Annotated in this window: 15 protein-coding genes; 13 read left to right on the plus strand and 2 right to left on the minus strand. The window is 64.3% G+C overall.

The genetic code is table 11. The features are described from left to right. Nucleotides 1–3: 3 nt before the first annotated feature. A complete protein-coding gene (locus tag FHW69_RS14180) occupies nucleotides 4–381 on the minus strand; it encodes a hypothetical protein (protein ID WP_183423736.1) in 378 nt (125 codons plus the stop codon). A gap of 285 nt (nucleotides 382–666) precedes the next feature. Here FHW69_RS14180 and FHW69_RS14185 point away from each other — a divergent pair, with 285 nt between their 5' ends. The 13 genes from FHW69_RS14185 (at nucleotide 667) to FHW69_RS14245 (ending at nucleotide 16,079) form a co-directional block, all read left to right on the plus strand. Then, entirely contained in the window at nucleotides 667–2,259 is a 1,593-nt protein-coding gene (locus tag FHW69_RS14185; protein ID WP_183423737.1) for a cytochrome ubiquinol oxidase subunit I, read from the plus strand. Nucleotides 2,260–2,262: 3 nt separating this feature from the next. Then, on the plus strand, nucleotides 2,263–3,396 hold the full coding sequence (gene cydB, locus FHW69_RS14190; RefSeq protein ID WP_183423738.1) for a cytochrome d ubiquinol oxidase subunit II: 1,134 nt from the start codon (nucleotides 2,263–2,265) through the stop codon (nucleotides 3,394–3,396). A gap of 9 nt (nucleotides 3,397–3,405) precedes the next feature. Continuing rightward, nucleotides 3,406–3,603, plus strand: a complete 198-nt coding sequence (locus tag FHW69_RS14195) for a hypothetical protein (protein ID WP_183423739.1) — start codon at nucleotides 3,406–3,408, stop codon at nucleotides 3,601–3,603. Nucleotides 3,604–3,620: 17 nt separating this feature from the next. Then, nucleotides 3,621–5,360, plus strand: coding sequence for a thiol reductant ABC exporter subunit CydD (cydD, locus tag FHW69_RS14200; RefSeq protein ID WP_183423740.1), 1,740 nt, complete (start codon nucleotides 3,621–3,623; stop codon nucleotides 5,358–5,360). Further along, entirely contained in the window at nucleotides 5,357–7,072 is a 1,716-nt protein-coding gene (gene cydC, locus FHW69_RS14205; protein WP_183423741.1) for a thiol reductant ABC exporter subunit CydC, read from the plus strand. The genes cydD and cydC overlap by 4 nt, the downstream gene beginning before the upstream one ends. 324 nt (nucleotides 7,073–7,396) lie before the next feature. Beyond that, on the plus strand, nucleotides 7,397–9,058 hold the full coding sequence (locus FHW69_RS14210) for a Na/Pi cotransporter family protein (protein ID WP_183423742.1): 1,662 nt from the start codon (nucleotides 7,397–7,399) through the stop codon (nucleotides 9,056–9,058). 70 nt (nucleotides 9,059–9,128) lie between these two features. Further along, entirely contained in the window at nucleotides 9,129–9,971 is an 843-nt protein-coding gene (locus FHW69_RS14215) for an SAM-dependent methyltransferase (RefSeq protein ID WP_183423743.1), read from the plus strand. Nucleotides 9,972–10,110: 139 nt separating this feature from the next. After that, on the plus strand, nucleotides 10,111–10,578 hold the full coding sequence (locus FHW69_RS14220) for a MarR family transcriptional regulator (protein ID WP_183423763.1): 468 nt from the start codon (nucleotides 10,111–10,113) through the stop codon (nucleotides 10,576–10,578). Nucleotides 10,579–10,599: 21 nt separating this feature from the next. After that, complete coding sequence (locus FHW69_RS14225) at nucleotides 10,600–12,642, plus strand: FUSC family protein (RefSeq protein ID WP_183423744.1); 2,043 nt, start codon at nucleotides 10,600–10,602, stop codon at nucleotides 12,640–12,642. Between the two features lie 8 nt (nucleotides 12,643–12,650). Then, the gene (locus tag FHW69_RS14230) at nucleotides 12,651–12,860 is read left to right on the plus strand and encodes a DUF1656 domain-containing protein (RefSeq protein ID WP_183423764.1); all 210 of its coding nucleotides are present in this window, start codon (nucleotides 12,651–12,653) and stop codon (nucleotides 12,858–12,860) included. Then, the gene (locus FHW69_RS14235; RefSeq protein WP_221195553.1) at nucleotides 12,857–13,759 is read left to right on the plus strand and encodes an efflux RND transporter periplasmic adaptor subunit; all 903 of its coding nucleotides are present in this window, start codon (nucleotides 12,857–12,859) and stop codon (nucleotides 13,757–13,759) included. Before FHW69_RS14230 ends, FHW69_RS14235 begins: the two co-directional genes overlap by 4 nt. Further along, a complete protein-coding gene (locus tag FHW69_RS14240; protein WP_183423746.1) occupies nucleotides 13,756–15,192 on the plus strand; it encodes an efflux transporter outer membrane subunit in 1,437 nt (478 codons plus the stop codon). The genes FHW69_RS14235 and FHW69_RS14240 overlap by 4 nt, the downstream gene beginning before the upstream one ends. Before the next feature lie 116 nt (nucleotides 15,193–15,308). After that, on the plus strand, nucleotides 15,309–16,079 hold the full coding sequence (locus tag FHW69_RS14245) for a DNA/RNA non-specific endonuclease (protein WP_183423747.1): 771 nt from the start codon (nucleotides 15,309–15,311) through the stop codon (nucleotides 16,077–16,079). Nucleotides 16,080–16,181: 102 nt separating this feature from the next. Here FHW69_RS14245 and FHW69_RS14250 read toward each other — a convergent pair. Further along, on the minus strand, nucleotides 16,182–16,982 hold an 801-nt coding region (locus FHW69_RS14250), incomplete at its 5' end, for an XVIPCD domain-containing protein (RefSeq protein WP_221195554.1).

Here is a 16,982-nt window from a genome sequence, read left to right on the forward strand (position 1 = left end):
GTTTCAGGCGATGGGAGGGCGGAATTGCGAACCGGTGGGATGCAACGCAGGCGCTGCGGGCATGCCGCGATCCACCTGGGGCAAGGTCAACAGTGCATTCAACACAGGAGCGGTGGAAGGCATCGACACCGCATGGGCACACGCGCAGTGGCAGCCACCCGCTTCGCCCAGCACACAGGCGTCTGCTTCTGCGCCCACGTCGTCAACGGCCTGCATCACGGCTGTGCTGCCCCGCGCATCCGCGAGAGAGACCACGGCAGGACCGTCAAGCAGGCAACACGTGCCGGCCACGATCTTGATCACCAGCGCCGCCATGCAAAGCATCCACGCGCCACGAAGGCGACGGATGCGGGCAAGCAGCGAGGGAGCGGACGATGACATGCCGGGCATGTTAGGTGATGGACTGCGTGTTAGACAATTCCATTGCAGGCGCCCTGACATGTGGCGAACCGCCGCGCCAGGCGGGTCCGATCGCCACTTATTGACCGTAGTCAATTTCTAAAACGGTCCATCAAAAATAATTCATGCCACGTACCCAGACGCGCGGGATAACCGCCCGGCTGCCACGTGACGGCCCGAACGGGGACGCCATTTCTGCTTTGCGTGATGCTCACCCCGGGGTCACGTCACCTGTCACACGAGCCAAGCTCCAAGGACGCTATCGCCATGCACGACATCTCGGTTGTCGACTTATCACGTCTGCAATTCGCCGCGACCGCGCTTTATCACTTCCTGTTCATCCCGATGACGCTGGGCCTCACCTTCATGCTGGCCGCCATGGAGACCGTGTACGTCATCACGGGCAAGGAGATCTACAAGAAGATCACCCAGTTCTGGAGCAAGCTGTTCCTCATCAACTTCGCGCTTGGCGTGGCCACCGGCCTCACCATGGAGTTCGAGTTCGGCACCAACTGGTCGTTCTATTCCAGCTTCGTGGGCGACATCTTCGGTGCCCCGCTGGCCATCGAAGGCCTGATGGCGTTCTTCCTCGAATCGACCTTCATCGGCCTGATGGTGTTTGGCTGGGATCGCCTGCGCCCGGGCCAGCATCTGGCGGTGACCTTCCTGGTGGCGCTGGGCTCGAACCTGTCGGCGCTGTGGATTCTGGTCGCCAACAGCTTCATGCAGGACCCGGTCGGCGCCACGTTCAACCCCACCACCATGCGCATGGAGCTGACCGACTTTGCCGCACTGATCTTCAGCCACGATGCTCAGGCGAAGTTCGTGCACACCAGCATTGCCGGCTACGTGACCGCTGCCGTGTTCGTCGCTGGCGTCAGCGCCTGGTACATGCTGAAAAACCGGCACATGGAACTGGCCCGCCGCTCGTTCCGCATGGCCATGCTGTTCGGTGTGCTGGCCACTGCGGGTGTCATCACCCTCGGCGATGCGCTGGGTTTCGTGGGCGCGCAGGCGCAGCCGACCAAGCTGGCCGCCATGGAAGGCCTGTGGAAGACCGAGTCAGCTCCCATGCCATTCAACCTGATGGCCTTCCCGTCGCAGACCGATCGCACCAATCACGGCGCGGTACAGATTCCTTACGCACTGTCGCTGCTGGTCACCCACTCGCTCACCGGTACGGTGCCCGGCATCGACACGCTGGAACAACAGGCTGCTGAACGCATTCGCGGCGGCATTCCGGCCGTGGATGCCTTGCGCACGTTGTCCGGCGATCCGGGCAACGCGGCGGCCCTGGCTCAGTTCCGCGAGCACGAGAAGGACCTGGGCTACGGTTTTCTGGTCAAGCGCTATGCCGACGACGTAACGACGGCCACCGAAGCGCAGATCACGAAGGCGTCGCAGGATGCGATTCCGCAGGTGGCTCCCATGTTCTGGTCGTTCCGCGTGATGGTGGTGATGGGCCTGGCGATGCTCGCCTTCTTCGTCCTTGGCCTCATCTACACGATGAAGAACAACGTGCAGCATCAACGCTGGTTCCTGCGCGTGGCGGTGTGGATGATTCCCGTGCCGTTCCTTGCCTGTGAAGCCGGCTGGCTGGTGGCCGAGGTGGGCCGCCAGCCCTGGACGGTCTACGGCATGCTGCCCACCTGGATGTCTGCCTCGACGCACAGCGTTGGCTACATGGTGTTCTCGCTGATCGGCTTCGTGACGCTCTACACCATCTTCATCGTGATCGAGATGTATCTGATGGTTCGCGCCATCCGCAAGGGACCGGACGAAGACCATGCGCCGCATGACGCCGTAAGGCACGCAAGCAAGCGTCCCGCCGAACTTCCCACCAGCTTTACCGAGGCCTGAGTCATGGAAATGTATGCCATCCTGCAATGTGTATGGTGGGGACTTCTGGGAGTGCTGCTGCTCGCGCTCGCCGTGATGATGGGCATGGACATGGGCGTCGGTGCCATCCTGCGCTACGTGGGCCGCACCGACCTGGAGCGCCGCGTCGCGCTCAACATCGTGGGCCCTCACTGGGAAGGTAACCAGGTGTGGTTCATCCTCGGCGGCGGTGCCGTGTTCGCTGCCTTCCCGCTGATCTACGCCACCGCCTTCTCGGGCTTCTACGTGGTGATGCTCCTGCTTCTGTGGAGCATGATCCTGCGCCCGCTGGGCTTTGAATATCGCAGCAAGATGCCCTCGCCCACGTGGCGCAGCGCATGGGACTGGACGCTGGTGGCCAGCGGCGTGCTGCCCATGGTGATTTTCGGTGCGGCCATCGGCAACCTGTTCCGCGGCGTGCCATTCCATTTCGACTGGACCATCACCTCGACGTATACCGGCTCGTTCCTCAGCCTGCTCAACCCGTTTGCGGTACTGTGCGGCGTGCTGTCGCTGTGCATGGCCGTGATGATGGGCGCCATCACCGTGATGAACGGTGCCGAAGGCGTGATGTACGAACGCGGCCGCGGTCTGGCCCGGGCCAGTGCACTGATATCGGTGATCCTGTTCGCCATCGGCGGCTTCTGGATTCGCAACATGCAGGGCTTTGTTCTTGACCGTTCGCCGGGAGCCGGTGTCCCGCAGACGCCGCTGCTTCAGCAGGTCTCGCTGCACGACGGCGCATGGCTGGCGAACTTCAATGCGCATCCGCTCCTCTGGCTGGTGCCTGCCCTCGGCTTCGCGGGCATGCTTCTGAGCTTTGTGGCCAGCAGCGCACGCCGCTCGCATCTTGCCTGGTGGCTGGGCGCACTCGCATGGACCGGCGTCATCGGCACCGTGGGCGCTGCATTGTTTCCCTTCATGCTGCCCTCGATCAGCCAGCCGTCGCAGAGCCTTACCATCTGGAATGCCAGTTCCAGCTCTGTGACGCTTGGCTGGATGCTGGGCTTCACTGTCGTGTTCGTGCCGCTGGTGGTCTGGTACACCAGCTGGGCCTTCTACGTGATGCGCGGCAAGGTGCATCCGGAACACATCGCCGCTGACGAACACGCCTACTAAGGAGTCACGATGAAAACCTTTTTCCAGTTCATCATCTTCATGATGATTGCGGCTCTGGTGATCGTCATGGCGATCATGCTTGGCGATTCGGGGGCGTGGTACTTCGCCTGGCTGATCGGCACAGCGATGATCGTGCTGATTGCCGCAGCAGGCGGCGCGCTCCTGGATGCCCAGGACGAGCGCGCCGAACGACTGAAAAACAACTGAGGGTCCGGGCACACGTCATGTCGACCAACGCGCCCTCCTGGCTACGTGCCCGTGCACGCCCGCTGCGAAGCCTGCTCACCCGGGGCATCGCAGCAGGCACGGCGCATGCCCTTCTGGTATGCGCCGGCGCGTGGCTGATTGCCCACGTGCTGGCGCAGGCCATCTTTGCGGATCGCGCTTTGGCCACGCTGTGGCCGGAACTCGTGGCGCTGGTGGTGACCGGGGCGTTGCGGGCGTGGCTGGTCGTGGTGCAGCGGGCTGTGCAATTCGACGCGGGGGCGCGGATCGTGGAGCAGGTGCACCACGAACTGGACGCCAGCCTCAAGGCACGCGGTCCCAAATGGGCCGCGCAACAGGCCAGCGGCGATGTGGTCACCCGACTGGTGGATGGCGTGGATGCGCTCGCGCCCTACTACTCCGGTTATCTGCCGCAGATGTATCTGTCGCTGATCATTCCCGCCGTGGTTCTGGTGTGCATCCTGACCGCCGAGCCGTGGTCGGCACTGGTGCTTCTGGGGTGCACGCCTCTGCTTCCCGTCTTCATGATTCTGGCAGGCAAGGCCGCCGCAGCCGCGAGCGAGCGGCGCTGGATGCGCCTGCGCCGTCTGGGTGCACGCTTCATGGATGCGCTATCGGGCCTCACCACACTGAGGCTTTATGGCGCGGCTGAACGCGAGCAGCAAGTGCTTGCCGCCACGGGTGATGCCTACCGGCGCGACACCATGGGCGTGCTTCGCATCGCGTTTCTCTCGGCACTGGTGCTGGAATTTTTCGCCACCGTCAGCATTGCGGTGATCGCCGTGCTGATCGGCTTCCGTCTGCTGGGCGGCAAACTGGCCTTCGAGCCGGGTATGTTCGTGCTGTTGCTGGCGCCCGAATTTTTTGCACCTCTGCGCGCTCTGGGCACGCAGCGTCATCAGCGCATGGAAGCGGTAGCCGCCGCAGAAGGCGTGCTGGAGGTGCTGGGCGGTTCCGGCGACGACAACCTCATCCAGCCGCACACAGGCACGCACGTTCCCGGTCGTCAGGCACCGGCCATCCTCTTCGACGAGGTGACCTTCGCCCACGACGCCGGACGCGATGTGCTCGATCACGTTTCCCTGCACATACCTGCCGGCAGTCGCCTTACCCTCGTGGGTGAAAGCGGCAGTGGGAAAAGCACGCTTCTCAATCTGCTGATGGGATTCGTATCGCCGCAGCGTGGCCGCGTGCTTATTGATGGCATCGACATGGCCGACCTGGACATGAGCGCATGGCGTGACCGCATTTCGTGGGTATCGCAGCGGCCTTACGTATTTCACGGTAGCGTACGGGACAACCTGATGATCGCCCGACCGGATGCCGACGAACTTTCGCTGCGCCGAGCCATCCAGTTTGCGTCGCTGGAAACTGTGATTGCGGGCTTGCCCGATGGCATGGCAACGCTCCTTGGCGAACACGGCACCGGCCTCTCCGGCGGCCAGTTTCAGCGCCTGGCACTGGCGCGCGCATGGTTGCGCAACGCGCCAGTCCTGCTGCTGGACGAACCGACTCAGCATCTGGACGCCGCCACGGCCCGTTCCATCGACGAGGCGCTTGAGACCTTCGCCACGGGACGCACCGTCATCCGCGTGGCGCATCGACTGGACGCCATAGCCGACGACGAAATGGTTGCCGTGATGTCTCACGGCCGCATCGTGGAGTACGGCGTGGCAGCTCACCTGCGTACTCAGGCCGGCTTTTTCTCCTCCCTTGTGGCTGCGGATCGCAGCGCATGAATCGCAGCCCGTGGAAGCGCCTCTTCTCGCTGCTTCGCGATGATCGCCTGCGCATGCTCGCTGGCGCGGGCGCTGCGCTTCTGAGTACGGTGGCAGGTATCGCCCTGCTCGCCCTGTCTGGCCATTTCATCACCAGCATGGCGCTGGCGGGCGTCGGCGGCCTGGCCATCAACTACTACACACCGGCTGCACTTATCCGGCTGTTTGCCATCGTGCGCACGGGCGGCCGCTATGCCGAGCGACTGATTACCCACGACGCCACACTGTCCATCCTTGCCCGGCTGCGCGTATGGCTGTTTGCCCGGGTGATTCCGCTGGCGCCCGGCGCGCTGGGCAAACTGGGCAGTGCGCAAGTGTATTCCCGCATACGCGCCGACATCGACACGCTGGAGCACGCGTATCTAGGCGTCCTGACGCCGGCGGCGGTGGCGCTGCTGACCTCCGGTGGCGTGGTTGTGCTCACAGGGTGCTATTCGGTGCCGCTGGCACTCGTACTGGCCGCACTCTACCTGCTGGCCGGGGTGGTGCTTCCCTGGTGGGCCGCCCGGCGTGGAAGCCTGCCTGCCGCAACGGCCGACGAATGGGCCGAAGCCATGCGCTGGCAGATTGCCGATGGTCTGCGTGGACGCGCGGAGCTGGCCCTGTTCGGCGTTGAAGACGAACATGCCCGTCGTCTCGCCGAAACGCTGAAGCTGCGCCAGTCGGCGCTGCGTCGCGTGCAGCGTCTTCAGGCACTGGCCGACGCAGCGCTTGCCCTGCTGGTACCACTGGCCGCCGCATCAGCCCTGGCCATTGGCATGCTCGCCGTCCATCAGCACCGCCTTCAGCCTGCGGAACTGACCATGCTGGTGTTGCTGGGCGTGGCCGGTTTCGACGCCGTGGCACCGCTGCCTTCTGCGTGGGCCCGACTGGGCGCCGTGCGTGCTGCCGCGTTGCGCGTGTTTGAACTGGCTGATCGCACACCGGTCGTCAGCGATCCACCGGACACACCGGATGTACCCATTCCGCAAGCGCATCCCGACCTGCATCTGCGCGAGGTGTGGCTGAACTACGGCGAAGCGCACTGGGCGCTCAAGGGCGTGAATCTGTCCATTCCTTACGGACGGCGCGTGGCGCTTGTCGGGGCATCCGGCGCGGGCAAGAGCAGCCTCGTCGCAGCGTTATGCCGGTTTGCTCCGTGGCAGGGTCGTATCAACCTGGGCGGCGTGCCGCTGGATGCGCTACCCGGCGACGTGGCGCGCACGTACTTTGCCGTGGTGGAGCAGAAGCCGTATCTGTTCGACGGCAGCCTGCGCGACAACTTGCTGCTGGCCTGTCCCGACGCAAACGACGATCGGCTGATCGAGGCACTGCATCACGCCCAGCTTGGCGACTATCTGCAGGCGCTGCCCCGCGGTCTCAACACATGGATCGGCGAGAACGGCGTGGGCGTTTCCGGCGGTGAAGGCCGTCGCATCGCGATAGCCCGCGCGTTGCTGAGCTCCGCGCCCATCCTGCTGCTGGACGAGCCGACCGAAGGGCTGGATGCACATACGTCCCGGGCTCTTTATGCGTCGCTTGCGGCGCAAGCCGACGGCCGGACGATGCTCATCATCACGCACAAGCCCGGAGCATTGCAGGAACTTGTGGACGATGTGGTGACCATGGTCGATGGCGTGGTGACTGCTCCATCGCCGGTGCTGGACCCCGACTGGCAGCGCCATCGCGGCTGAGCCACGCGCTGCCTGTACCCACGCTGTTGCCGCGTGACGCTGCTGATTGACACCTTCCGAACCGGGCAAGACAATGCGCCACGACGGGCGCATCCCACGCCTTTCTTCCCGGCTGCCGCATGCACCGTTGCGAGGACTGGGCCATGAAGCTCACCTTCTGTTTTGATTCAAACCGCCTTGCACACCTGCATGGCGGAGGATGCCGTCCTCCCAGTCCGTGCTCCCTGCACTGATGAGGTGCGCCCGTCGGCGCGCTGAACTTTTCGTGCGCGGTCCCGCATGGGCGACCGCGTCAGACGAATCTGTGGATGGCAGGAGCGTGACATGAATGGAACCTTCGTTCTTCTGGACATCGCAGGCTATGTGGCCCTTTTGCTTTGGGGAACCCACATGGTCACCAGTGGTGTGCTGCGCGGATACGGCAGCGCGGTGCGCCGCTGGCTGGGCCGATACCTTGGGTTTCGACCCACCGCCTTCGCGTTCGGCCTGTGCCTGACTGCACTGTTGCAGAGCAGTACCGCCACCGGCCTGATGGCCACCTCCTTCGCAGCCGATGGCGCGCTGGGCCTCGCGCCGGGCCTGGCCGTGATGCTGGGCGCGAACGTGGGTACGTCGCTGATCGTGCAGGTCATGTCGTTCGACATTTCCCTCATCGCGCCTGTCCTCATCCTTCTCGGTTTTGTCGTCCACAGGCGCAGTGACGATGCGCGCCTGGAAAACGTGGGCCGTGTCGCCATCGGGCTGGGCCTCATGCTGCTGTCGCTGCACCTGCTGGTGACATCTCTGGCGCCGATGGAAAACGCGCAGGTGCTGCGCTCGGTGTTGCAGGCGCTGGCCAGCGAGCCCGTGCTGGCGATGCTGGTCGCCGCCGTGCTCACCTGGCTGTGTCATTCCAGCGTTGCCATCGTCCTGCTGATCGTGTCTTTCGCCAGCGCCGGCATGGTCGATGCACCCGGTGCGCTGGCCCTCGTGCTGGGCGCCAATCTTGGCGGCACCATTCCCGCCCTTCTGGATGCGCAACGTCCCACCGCGCGTCGGTTGCCGATGGGAAACCTCATCGTGCGGGCGACCGGATGCGTGCTGTGCCTGCCCATCCTTCATCCGCTGGCTGACTGGCTGGCTCCCCTGGGTGCATCGCCCGCGCGCATCGCCGTGAACTTCCACACGGCATTCAACCTGGGCCTGGCGGCGCTCTTCATTCTTCCCGTGGAAAGCCTCGCCCGGCTGCTGGTACGCCTGCTGCCCGAGCCGCCGCAGCCGAACGATCCGGGGGTGCCGCTGTACCTGGACGAGGTCGCGCTCGATTCGGCCAACGTTGCCCTGGCCAATGCCGCCCGCGAAGCCATGCGCATGGCCGACATGGTCGAAAGCATGCTCAAGGGACTGGTCGAGGTTTTCGGCAAGGATGACCGCGCCCGCGCCACCGCCATCGGCCAGATGGACCCGTGGCTGGATCGCCTCGGCCTGGCTATCCGCGCGTATCTTGCGGACCTGGGCAGCGAGGCACTGAACGAAGAAGACGGCGAGCGCAGCCAGGAAATCCATGCGTTCGTCATCAACATCGAACACATCGGCGATATCACCGCCAACAACCTCATGGAATTTGCGGCCAAGAAAGCGGCGCGCGGGCAGGACTTCTCCGCTGAAGACATCATTGACCTGGCCGCCATGCATGCGCAGGTAATGGAAAGCCTGCGACTCGGCCTCACCGTGTTCCTGCGTGGAGACCTGCGTGCGGCGCAGAATCTGGTCGCACGGAAGGAAGTGCTGTGGCGACTGGAAAACGAAGCGTCCGAGAGGCATATCCGCGCGCTGCGCGAACGTCGCGATGGGGGCGGTGGCGGCGACGTGTATCTGCGTATCCTTCGCGATCTCAAACGCATCCATTCCCATCTGGCAGCGCTGGCGTACCTGCCGCTGGAGCGCGCCGGCATGCTCCAGGGCCGGCTGGTGCGCGACGTCGTCCCTCCTTCACACGCCAGTTGACGGGCGGCCCCGGGATCGCCGGGCCGCTTTCCCTTACCATGGCCGGTTAATCGTCCTTTCGAGTGCGCACGTGCCCCACTACACCGGCCCCCTTCTCACCGCCCCCACCGCCCAGGCATTGCTTGCTGCACGTGATGGCGGCGCCACCGAATGGACGGGGTCCGCAGACCTTGATCGCAGCAGCGGCACCGCCGCGCTCGGTGCAGACCACTGGTCGTGGAATGGCGACGATTTCCCGTATCCGTCGCGCATCAGGGACCGGACGATCTACTACTTCGATGGCAGCGACTTCGAGCCCGTGTCGCGGTTTTCAGGCTCGCTCATCAAGCTCGTGCCCACACAGTGGGGCGCGCCAACCTTCGAGATCGACGGCATCAAGATGCTGCCCACCTCGAAAGAGTCACCCGTGGACGATGCCCGCCGGAAAGTCGCCCTGATCGAACCGCGCGGCAAGGTGGTGCTCGACACCTGCGGTGGCCTCGGCTACTTCGCGGCGTGCTGCCTGGAAGCGGGCGTCGGCCAGATTCGCTCGTTCGAGAAAAACGAAGACGTTCTCTGGCTGCGCACCCTCAACCCGTGGTCACCGGACCCGGATGCTCCGGAGTATGGCGGCCGCCTGAGCCTCACTCACGGCGATGTGTCCGAGGCCATGGCCCGGGTGGCCGACGCCTCCATCGACGCCCTGCTCCACGATCCACCGCGCTTCGGCATCGCGGGCGAACTCTATTCCCAGGTGTTCTACAACCATCTGGCGCGCGTCCTGCGCCGCGGCGGCAAGATGTTCCACTACACCGGCTCGCCCAACAAACTGACCAGCGGACGTGATGTGCCACGTGAAGTGGCCGCGAGACTGGAGAAAGCTGGCTTTCGCGCCGAACTGGCGCTCGATGGCGTGCTGGCGGTTCGTCGTTGAATTCAAGGGCGTAACGCCTTGCCCGAATCGCAAGCAGGCTCACTACCTCAGGGGGTGGGCGACACGTTCGTGCACGAAGAATAAATACATAGCATCCGCCTAATTGTCACGGCAACTAATAGGGTGCTAGCCTATGCGAATGGACCCCCTCACCCTGCTACAGACGCGTTTCACGACGCTGCTTCCATCGACCAGTCGGCGCTGGCAGCGGCTGCTCGATACGCGCCTCGGGGACTGCGGGGTCAGTTCGGCCTGTGTGGTGCCCGTGATTCTCATCGGGCGCTCCGGCGGCGGCATTCATCAGGTCACCCTTGCCGAGCAACTCGGCGTGGTCGGCCCATCGCTGGTCAGAACCCTCGACAAGCTCGATGAGCAGGGGCTGGTTCGACGTGAGAACGACCCCTGTGACCGTCGTGCAAAAACCCTCTGGCTCACCGACACCGGTCGCGCGCTGGCAGCGGAACTTGAAGTGCGGCTTACCGCCCTGCGCCACGAAGTCTTCGCCGGCATCAGTGCCGAAGACATCGCCGCCGCCCTGCGTGTGCACCAGGCACTGATCGACGCGCTGCCTGTTCCGTTTCCGGCCATCCCCATCTCGCAACCGTAAGTTCGCAAGGAATTCGTCCCGATGGGCGCGCCCAGTGCTTCGGAGTGGCTGTACTCCGGAAAAGCCTTTATTGCCGCGATGCTGGCGTTCTACCTGGCGCTGGTGTTGCAACTACCCAATCCGTACTGGTCATTCGCTACCGTCTACATCGTGTCGCACCCGTTGTCCGGTGCCACCCGCTCCAAAGCCGTGTACCGGGCACTGGGCACACTGATCGGTGCGGCAATGGCAGTGGTGCTCGTGCCGACCTTCGCCGAATCCCCGCTGATGCTCGTGTTCGCGATTGGCTGCTGGGCCACCCTTTCGCTGTACCTGTCGCTGCGCAACAACCGGCCCAGTGCCTACTGTTTTCTGCTGGCGTCCTACACCACGCCGCTCGTCGCGATACCGGCCATCCTCGCTCCCGGCTCCATCTTCGACATCGCGCTCGCGCGAAGCGAAGAAATCCTGCTGGGCATCGTATGCGCGAGCGTCGTCAGCGCCCTGCTGTTTCCCAGCCGCGTGTCGCCCTTATTCCATGCGCGCGTGGAAGCCGTGCTGCGAGATGCCGCAAACTGGACCACCACCCGACTCGCCGACCCTACTCACCGTGCGCCTCCGGCCTTACGCGCCCGCCTGCTCAGCGATGTGGTGTCGCTGGACGCGCTCATCACCCAGCTTTCGTACGACTCCGCCCGGCGCGGCCAGGAAGACGAGGCGCGGCAAATCCGCGTGCGCATGACCATGCTGATTCCGCAGGTGGCTGCGCTGTCCGACGCGCTGGCCGCCATCGACAGCCGCCGTGTGCCGCGCGGCGACGGCCTGAGGGATGCGCTGGAAAACACCCTTGCATGGATGCGTGAAGGCACCACCGCAGACAGCCACACCGCCGCCCTCCTGCGCACGAAAGTGCAGGATGCACGCGACGCGGTCACTCTTCCGCTGCTGGACCATGCGCTCATCACCAACGCGCTGGATCGCCTGGGGGACCTGATCGACCTCTGGCAAGACTGCCTCGTGCTGCACGACGCATTCAATGCCAGCGAACCGGTAGCCCCGCCACTGTCGTATCGCGCGCATGCGCTCGGTCATCACGCGCGTTACTACGATCACGGCATGATGCTGATTGCCGCGCTGTCACCGGCCATGGCCGTGGTGGTCGCGGGCTGGGTATGGCTGGCTACCAGCTGGCCAGGTGGTGCGAGCGGCGTGGTGATGGTCGCCGTGTCCACGGCCTTCTTTGCCGCCTCGGATAATCCCGCCGCGCAGGTCGGTCGCTTCCTGATCTGGGAGACGCTGAGCATCCTCACGGCCGGCATCTATCTGTTCTGCATCCTGCCGCATATCACCAGCTTTGCCGGCGTGGCAGCGTCTATGGCCATTCCGTTGCTGGTCGTGGGCGCATTCACCGGCCGGCCTCATCTGAACATGGGCGTGCTGCTGCTCACCTCGCAGACCATCAGCGACATCGCATTCCGCAACAACGCCGCGCCCAACTTCGATGACTTCGCCAACTCCAGCCTCGCCATGATCCTCGGCCTGGTGTTCGCGCTGGTGTGGACGCTGATCACGCGCCCGTTTGGCGCAGAAATCGCTGCACGACGGCTGGCGCGCGCCAACTGGCGCGGACAGGCCCGACTGGCCGAGCGCGTGCTTCCCGGCCAGCGCCTGGAATACACCGCGCGCATTCTTGACCGCACCGCGCAATGGCTTCCCCGGCTCGCTCTGGTTACCGGCGAGTCGCTGATGAAAATGGATGCGGTGCGCGACATGCGCATCTGTCTGGCCCTGCTTGATTTGCAGGCGTTGCGCGACCGTGACCCGGCCGTAACACCGGAGCTGGTGTCCGTTCTCAAGGCAAGCCGCGCGTATTTCCTTGCCTGCACAGAGCAGGACGCGCCGCTGCCGCCACCGGTTGAACTGATCGCCCGGATTGACGGCGTGATTGCCCGGACGCTCGCCAACGACGAACCGGCTGCCAAGCTTTTGATCCGCTATCGACAGGCGCTGTCGAGCGATTTTTCTGTCGCCCCCCCCGACGCCTTCCTTCCCCTGCTGCCACCCACTCTCCCGACCCCGACGTGAACACCTATATCTACGGCGAATTCAGCCTGTACGGCGTCTTCGTGCCCAAGTTCCTGGTCGTGCTGACCGTGGCTTACGCACTGAAAACCCTCGTGCGTTTCCTGCTTGCCCGCACGCCGTTCTATCAATGGATATGGCATCCGGAGTTGTTCAACTTCGCGATGTACATCGTTCTCCTCGGCGGCATGCTCGCCCTTATGCACGGATGGAAGTCATGAGTCGCCTCTTGAGGAAAGCCCTCCCGGTTGCCGCCACGCTGGGCCTGGTGGCCATTGCCGGTGTGGTCGCATCGCACATGTGGGCGTACTACGAAGGCGCACCCTGGACGCGTGATGCGCACATCCGCGCCGACACCCTGCCTATCGCCCCGGATGTGTCGGGCCTGGTCTCTGCCGTGCTCGTGCGCGACAACCAGCAGGTGAAGCGCGGCGATCCACTTTTTGAAGTGGACCGCGCACGTTTTGAACTGGCGGTACGCCGTGCGACCGCAGCGGTGGAAGAACAGAGCGCCACGCTGGCCCAGCTGAAGCGTCAGGCTGCGCGAAATCACGCCCTGAGCGATCTGGTGGCCACCGAAACCGTGGAAGAGGTGAACGCGAAAGTAGCCGAGGCGCAGGCCCGGCTGCATGCCGCCGAAACCGCCGCCGACACGGCAAAACTGGACCTCGAACGCACCATCGTGCGCGCCCCGGCCGATGGTTATCTCAGTGACCACGTGGTGCGCATCGGCGACTACGTGGCGGCTGGCCGCGCGCCCTTTGCGATGGTGGACGCAGCGTCGTTCCATGTGGATGGTTACTTCGAGGAAACCCGGCTGCATGGAGTGGAGCCGGGTCAGGACGTGTCGATTCAGGTCATGGGCGAGTCGAATGTGCTGCACGGCAAGGTGCAGAGCATCGCGGCAGGCATCGCCGACCGCGAGCGCACCGCCAATGCGTCGATGCTCCCGGACATCAATCCCACCTTCAACTGGGTGCGTCTGGCGCAGCGCATTCCCGTGCGCATCACCATTGACGCGCCACCTCACGACCTGCTGCTTGTAGCGGGCCGCACAGCTACGGTGCGCATCGAAAGAAATCACGTTCACCCGGCTGCACCCGCTGCAACTAAATCATGAACATGCAACGCCTCGCCCTTGCCTCTTCCCTGCTGGTCCTGCTGGCCGGCTGTGCGGCCGTGGGACCGGACTACCGTGTTCCCGCTTCGGCCAAGGTGAACCTGCCCGCCGCCCATGCCGCTTTCATCGACGAACACAACACCGCCGTCGATGGAACGGCTGTGGCGCCCGATGCGTGGTGGACGCTATACGACGACGCCACACTCAACGCGCTGGAAAACCAGGCATTCGAGGCCAACGCCGGCCTGAAGGCCGCCGAAGCCAATCTACGTCGCGCCTATGCCGTTGCCGACATGACGCGCGCGGAAGGGGGTTTTTCCGGCGGTGCATCGGCGACTGCCGAGCGCACGCTGATCTCTGCGGAGTCGTTTCTGCAATCGGAAAAGCTGCCCACGTTCTCCGTAGCCGCAGCGGGCGTGACGGCGTCGTACGAATTTGACCTGTTCGGCAAGCTCGCCCGCGCCACCGAAGCGGCCAATGCCGATGCCGACGCGGTGCAGGCCACGCGCGACCTCGCTCGCATCACCGTTGCCGCTCAGGTGGCACACAGCTACATCTCCCTGTGCGAGACGGCACACGACCTCGACATCGCCACTCACACCATCGAGATTCAGCAACATTCAGCAGACATCGCCAGGCGCATGCTGGACGCTGGCCTGGGCAACCGCATCGACGTGACGCGGGCCACGACGCAGGTCGATCTGGCGCGTGCAGTGCTGCCCGCACTGCAAAGGCGCCGCGAGGCCTCCGGGTATGCACTGGCCGCATTGCTGGGCCGCACGCCCGGCGACATACCGGCGCAAGCGCAGGCATGTCACGAAGCACCCCACCTCGCGCAGGCCATGCCTGTGGGCGACGGCATGGCGCTGCTGCGTCGCCGTCCTGACGTGCGCGAAGCCGAGCGCCGCCTTGCCGCCGCCACTGCGCGCATCGGTGTGGCAACCGCCGAGCTGTATCCCACCGTGTCCATTGGCGGCAGCCTGGGAGACAACGGTGTGCTGGCCGACTTCGGCAAGGCACCCGCACGCTATTGGTCCATTGGCCCGCTGATTACCTGGTCATTTCCCACGAAATCAGCGCACGAACGTGTGCGCGCGACGGAAGCCGGTGCCGATGCCGCGCTGGCGCAATTCGATCAGACCGTGCTTGACGCATTGAAGGAGACGCAGACCGCACTGAGCGATTACGCGCGCGCACTGGAGCACCAGGCAGCCCTGCATCAGGCACTGGCTGACGCCACGCTGGCGTCCGATCAGGCGCACGCATTGTACAAGGCAGGCCGTGCGCCCTACCTCAGCAGCCTTGATGCAGAACGCACGCGCAGCAGCACGGAAGCGGCGGATGCCGAAGCAGACAACGCTGTATCGGATGCACAAATCCGGCTGTTCTTCGCGCTCGGTGGTGGATGGAAACGCGCGACGCCTGCGCCGTAGATATGTCATTTTGTGACGTGCGACGCATTGCGTGTCTTCGTATCGCCACGGACAATGCCAACCATGGCAAGGTCGCGGAACAGGGGTGTTCCGACCTGCCATGGGGAAATAACATTATGCGTCTTCGTCATGCCCGTGCCGCGTGCGCGGTGGTTCTGTTTGCGTTTTTTGGTGCCGCACATGCTGCCGACACCAACTGCCCGCAGCTGTTCGTGGGTGGTCAGGCTCCTGACCTGATTGATACCTCGTTGAATGAACGTGCCACGCCGCTATGCTTCCAGGCGTTTGCCATCGTGGCATCCGGGGTCACCAAAGGACCGCTCTACTCTGCCGAACACCTGACCGCCTCACAGATTGCCCAGGCGGGCACCATCTCGCGCAAGGACGCATTCCACGCGGAAACCGGTATTCCTGTCGCTGACCGCTCGCAGCTCGCTGATTACAAGAACAGCGGTTACGACCGTGGCCACATGACGCCGGCTGGCGACGAACCGGATGCGACCTCGCAGAAGGAAAGCTTCTCGCTGGCCAACATGATCCCGCAGTCGCACGTGCTGAACACCGGCAAGTGGGAGCGTATCGAAACCACCGTGCGCAACATGGCCACCAGCGACGGCGATATCTACGTCGTGACCGGGCCGGCCTTCGATGGCCCGACGCCGGACACCATCGGCGCGGACGACGTGATCGTGCCGAATTACACGTGGAAGGCCGTCTACGACGCCAAAGCCGGCGGCGCCGGTGCCTGGCGTTGCAGCAACATTGATGTGCCCGTCTGCGAAGTGGTGTCCGTTACCACCATCATCAACGAAACCGGCATCGACCCGTTCCCGACGCTGGCCGACTCGGTCAAGGCCAAGGCGATTTCGCTGACGCTGCCGAAATAAGCCGCGCCCCGCCGAGGTACAAGCGAATGTGGAAAGGAAGGTCCGGCACATGCCGGGCCTTCCTTACTCCGAGCCGGCCTGCTCCGGAGTCAGACCCATCCGTTACAGCGACCGCCCCATGCCGTGCGAATGCTCCCTCGCCAATTCATGCTGCCGCTGCAACGCGCGCTCCTGGAAGTGTTCGTCAGACTGCTGAAACTGCTGGTAGGACTGCTCCGGTGGAGTGACGGATGCCGTCTTGACGTCGGTTGAGCTTTCCGGCGTGTAATCACGCTCAGGGTCGCCGTTGTACGCAAAGATGTAGCGATTCACATCGGGTCTATCGTTGTCGTCGTAGCTGAACTCCAGCGACGTCACACGCGTCATGTTGGAGCGCCGCGCATCGGCCATGATCGCAGCGGTCATGTTTTCAAGCCGCGGCTCGGAAAGGCTGATGCTCTGTTCCGCGTAGAGCGCATGCAACTGCCCGCGCACGCTGCGATACATCGCATGATGCGGGTGCCCCGGATGGCGCGGGTCGGGAGGCGACGACGGTGGCTCCGGTGCCTGCCGTTGATGCATCTGGATGGACTGAGCGGCGCGACCAGGCGCCGACTCATGGAAGTAGCCGGGCGGAGACGGCTGCATGGCAGGTTGCCCGTACGCCTGCACCTGCGGCGCGACATGTCGCACTTCCGCGTACCCGGGATTCATGGAACGCCCATCCACCCGGTGCCGTTCCCCCAGAGAGATCGCAAGCAAAGGGTCCACCGGATCAGGCGGCGCACACGTAATCACCATCCGGCAATGCGGCGGCGAAATCTGCGCCCCCATCACATCACGCATGCCGTCCCGCTCAAAGGTCGAGGTACCGTAGATGAACAGGTGTTCTTCGGAGCGGTGGATCACGTACCGTGCAGGGTC

It is taken from the genome of Luteibacter sp. Sphag1AF, from assembly GCF_014192715.1.
Taxonomy (GTDB): Bacteria; Pseudomonadota; Gammaproteobacteria; order Xanthomonadales; family Rhodanobacteraceae; genus Luteibacter.